Origin of the sequence: Vibrio sp. 10N.247.311.14 (assembly GCF_041467715.1) — a bacterium.
In the GTDB taxonomy this organism is placed as follows: Bacteria; Pseudomonadota; Gammaproteobacteria; order Enterobacterales; family Vibrionaceae; genus Vibrio; species Vibrio crassostreae_C.
Map to the genome: position 1 here is coordinate 1 of NZ_JBFSVE010000100.1, position 4675 is coordinate 4675.

General features: G+C 35.7%; 2 protein-coding genes. One reads left to right on the top strand and one right to left on the bottom strand.

The genetic code is table 11. The features are described 5' to 3' along the window. Positions 1 to 87 precede the first annotated feature (87 nt). Complete coding sequence (locus AB6F11_RS21435; protein WP_102393739.1) at positions 88 to 3030, bottom strand: NACHT domain-containing protein; 2943 nt, start codon at positions 3028 to 3030, stop codon at positions 88 to 90. Between the two features lie 292 nt (positions 3031 to 3322). Between AB6F11_RS21435 and AB6F11_RS21440 the strand changes: the two genes are divergently transcribed. Next, entirely contained in the window at positions 3323 to 4195 is an 873-nt protein-coding gene (locus tag AB6F11_RS21440) for an alpha/beta fold hydrolase (RefSeq protein WP_102393738.1), read from the top strand. Positions 4196 to 4675: the final 480 nt, after the last annotated feature.

Here is a 4675-nt window from a genome sequence, read left to right on the forward strand (position 1 = left end):
TTGTACGGTGGTGTGAGAGGACGGAGGCCGTGAGGCCTCCTCCTACTCGATTAATATGTTTGGAATTATATGGATATTTTATTGCTCTCAGGAGGTTATTAATTTCATAACTCTCTCAAGTTCATAACTAGTACCGTTTTGATCCAACACATTAATTATATCTAAGTAGTCATCATGAACTTTATACTGTCTAATTCTTGGCTTTTTAGGGTTAACATACGGAGTGATTACCTTGTTTTTCTTGAGTTCTTTCAAAACAATAGAGTTAGCGTGTTTTTCTATACGCTCAGTTTTCTGTTCTTTTAGTGTTCCACCTGTATCAAAAAGCTTAAATATCTTCTTAACGTCGTCCACAAGACTTTTGTTCTTTTGATCTTGTTGGTTGTTGCTGCTTACAATTAGATCATGTATTCCAGATGTATCACAGTTAACAAACATATTGTCATGAATTTTAGGAATTGTTACATTGTTCCTAGGTTCTAAATGTTTAAATGTACTAGAGTTGAATGTTGTACCATTATCAAAACGACATTCCCAAAAGAAAGGGTAGTTTTCCATCCATACATTACTTATGACTTTATTCCTAAAGTCAAAAATTAGCTTGTCGCTATCCTTACCAAATAAATTTATGATAGAGAAATATTCGAGATTATCACCAAATATGTCTTTAATAATATTGGTACAGTCTTCAATTGTTAGCTTTCCAATAGTATTTTGATGACAAGATAATAATATGCAGATTAAGCTTGATATCACTCTTCTATGTAGAATTTTTTCACCTTCTTTTAAGGTTTTTATGCTAAGCTCAATGAGTTCTATGATGAAAATCTCTAAGTCTTCATCAAAATTAACTCGTTTTGATATTCTATTAGTAAACGCAGTATTGTATTTAACAAACTCAGATACTACATTTACCAACTCATCACTATATTTAGATAAATCTTTTCTATTTAAGAAGCTACATATATAAAGGTTAACAAAAAACTCTTTAAAAAAGTCATATTTGAATGATAGTAACTTCGAAGAGTTATCAAAGTTAACAAGTGTGTGTCCCTTGAATAGTTCTTCGATATCTTTTTTATTCCTAAGGTCTATATGAGATAATAGATTTGTTAAATTTGACTCATGTATTAACCCGTTGTGAAAAATTGAAAGTTTCATAAAAAACTTTATTTGGGAGTCAACATCTACATTTTCTAGTTTTTGTATTTCTCGATTGCATATTCGACCAATAAAGTAATCATCAGTTAAGTCCTTTTTTAACAATGTTGTTTCAATATCATCGCGATTGACTACTCCAAATTCTCTTTTTTGTTTTATCATGTCTGATATTAGATCTAAGGTATATGGAATATAAACATATCGATTATCGCCTTCCGTTTTAGTGTCGAATTTGAATTCATCAGCATATTCCATACATTTTCTAAATTCAGATGAATCTTTGTTATATTCTTTGGCGAAAAATTTCTCTGTTAGCTCTCGAGTAAATGGGCTTAATTCAAGTTTACTGATGTTATAATTATCGTCTGTGTTTAGATCCCAAAAATAATCCCTACACGTTAATATTATCTTGGTTTTCTCATTACCAATTAAATAACTTTCAAAAATGCTCTCAATAAATGAGTTCACATCAAATTTATTATTCAACTTTGCGATTACTTCGTCTATTCCGTCAACAACGATTAATATATTACCATTATCTATAGAAAGCTCGAGTAACTCTTGGTTGAATTTATTTTCGAAGTCGTTAACTTTTGCGTGAGCATTGTAGAAATAAAATAAATTATCGATCATACCTTCTGTTGAGATCTCATCAATAATTCTTTTTGAATCTATAAATACTACACGATATCCATCTGAAACACCTCTATTGAATAGGTGTACTTTGTCGAGGAAATATTTTACTAGCGTGGTTTTTCCTACCCCACCATAACCTTTAACCACCATGAGAGGGTTAGAACTGGTAAAAAACCATTCATTTAACAGAAGAATTGCATTTTTGTCGTTGCAACCAACTGTACTAGGTTCAATAAAGTTTTTGATCTGACGTTGCTTTTTAAATTGCCCGTCATGGTATGAGTCTTCATTGAGCAAATCACTATATAAATGTTCTCTAGCGAAGCCTCCTAGCGTGTATACTTGTTCAGCCGAGAACTTGTTTTTTACACCATCGAAATCAATATTTATTCCGTCATCTACCAGAATATACTTTTTAGATATCTCACTAATTATTCCGTTAGAAATTAGATATTCTCTAGTTTTAATTTGGTTTGCACTTTTAAAAAGGTACACAATGTCAAACTTACCTAAAAAATCAGACTCTAAGTTATAAACTTCAAATAATATTTTATCTTTCCATTTCTTTTCAGATTTGTATCCAACTTCTTTAAATATTGAATTTTTATTTAAGAAAAGACGTACCGTTTTTTGAACACTTTTACCAATGTTGCTTTCTTTTTTTATTCTTGGACTACGTTCTTTAAACTTATCACATATTAATCTTATAGTATTAGGACATGCATTCTTTACTTCTGGTTCACAATTACTTTTTGAAGCCCTAATGAAAACATTTCCAAGTTTCTCTGTTCGCTTTTTATCCCTGAGGTCTTTACTTAAAACTAATAAACTTCGAACAGGTTTTATATTAAAGTATAATATGGTTTTACCGTTGAATTTTTCTTCTTTAAGTTCATAACAGTCTTTAACCTGTTTATTATCCTCAAATCTAAAGTATGTTTTTAGCTTTTCATCTATTTTATCTTTTAGGTTATCAACTGTCTCAAAACCAATATTTTTGATGCTAACATTGTTAAACCTGTCCAGATTTTCCTTAGTCTCATCCACGCCTATAATCAAGTACTTATGATCATCAACATGGTCGGGTGTACAGTTTACTAACGCAGCAAAGTCTTTAAGAAACTCTCCCCACTTCCTTTCATCCACAGAACGGCCAGCCCAATACCACTCAGATTTGAATTCTAAGTAAACTTGTTCATCCTGTTCACATAAGCTACTGATTAATGCTCTCATAACCTGCCATTGACTTAAATTATTTTGTATCCACTATAATTATTCGTTGAGTCTAAATTAACGATAAAAGTAAGTTTGTGTGCGCTAGCTCATTTGATTATGTCAAATTTGTTATGTCGACCAAACTAAAACCCATGGCTTTATTCAATTACATCAAAACGAAAGAAACCTTCGAAAAGTCAAACCTTTATGTACGGCCCCTTGACCCGTCTACAACTTCACACTTTATAGTGACTATATTGATTGAGAGGGGCGCTTTCTATGCTTCCTCTAAAGTAAGTAGAGAGATACTATGAAACGTTTAATTCTAAACATCACACTCTTGGTATTCATGGCGCTTGGTAGCATGAATACCATGGCTCATGACTCAACAGTTAAGTACGGTATTGCGATATCTCACGATGGTGAGCAAATTGCGTATGGCAAAAGCGGGAGTGGGGATACAGCACTTATCTTCATTCACGGTTGGAGCTTAGACAGCAGGCTATGGCAAAACCAAGTGAGTGAGTTTTCAAAGCAGTACCAAGTGATCACCATGGACTTAGCAGGCCACGGTAACTCATCGTTTAATCGTGAAGAGTACACCATGGTTGCATTCGCTGAAGACATCAAAGCCGTCATCGACAAAGAACAACTTGAATCCGTCATCTTGGTCGGGCATTCCATGGCGGGTGGTGTTATTGCAGAAGCTGCCAAACTGATGCCGAAAAGGGTGAAGGGCATTATTGGTGCCGACACATCGCAAAACGTCGCACTCGCGGTTTCACAAAGCGACTTAGATGCAATGACCAAACCTTTTGAAGCAGACTTTCAAGCGGGCATTACTACGTTCGTGAAAGACTCGTTACCAAAAGACGTAGACGCGGATTTACTTTACTGGGTAACACAAGACATGGCATCAGCACCGCCAGCTATCGCGATAAACCAGTTCCGCCATTATCTAGGCCAATACGTGGCTGGCGAAGCCCACCGCGTGTATGAGAACGTGAGCGTGCCAGTCATATTGGTCAACGCTCACCTATGGCCAACCGATTCAGAAGCGAACAAGAAACACATTAAGGATTACAGCATTTACTATATTGAAGACTCAGGCCACTTCCCAATGCTAGAACAACCACAACAGTTCAACACAACGTTGATGAAAGCGGTGAAGTCAGTGAAGTAGGGTGGTTGTACGTGAGAGTAGGCTGATAATCCCCTCCTAACCTCCCCTTGGTTTACATCTCCAATCTCTTGTTGGTAATTGGAAAGGGGAGGAACTGAATACCGATCGCTACATGTACTGGCATATGTTCAGCGACAAAGAATGTTCTCCCCCTCGGACGTTAATCTAAAGAGATCGGTGAACTCCATTTGAGGGGGAGTTAGAGGGGGAGATTTTGGTCTACTAGAACTATTCCACAATGTCGATGAAAGCGGTGGAGTCAGTGAAGTAGGGCGCTGTAGTCGTTAAAGGATGGATGTATTCATTCTATAGATAAAACCAAGGCCTCGCGTATGCGGGGCCTTTTTGTGAGTTGGAGGTTTTGCTAGATACATTCATTTCAATTTGCGAGTCATACCCGCGTCTTTCACTCGTTTATGGTCCTTTGTAGTGGTACGCTGAATTTGGTCACTTAGTAAGAGGTGATATCATCACCTCATA

Coding starts and splice junctions, on each gene's coding strand:
- AB6F11_RS21435 (WP_102393739.1), bottom strand. CDS start 3,030: ATGAGAGCATTAATCAGTAGCTTATGTGAACAGGATGAACAAGTTTAC.
- AB6F11_RS21440 (WP_102393738.1), top strand. CDS start 3,323: ATGAAACGTTTAATTCTAAACATCACACTCTTGGTATTCATGGCGCTT.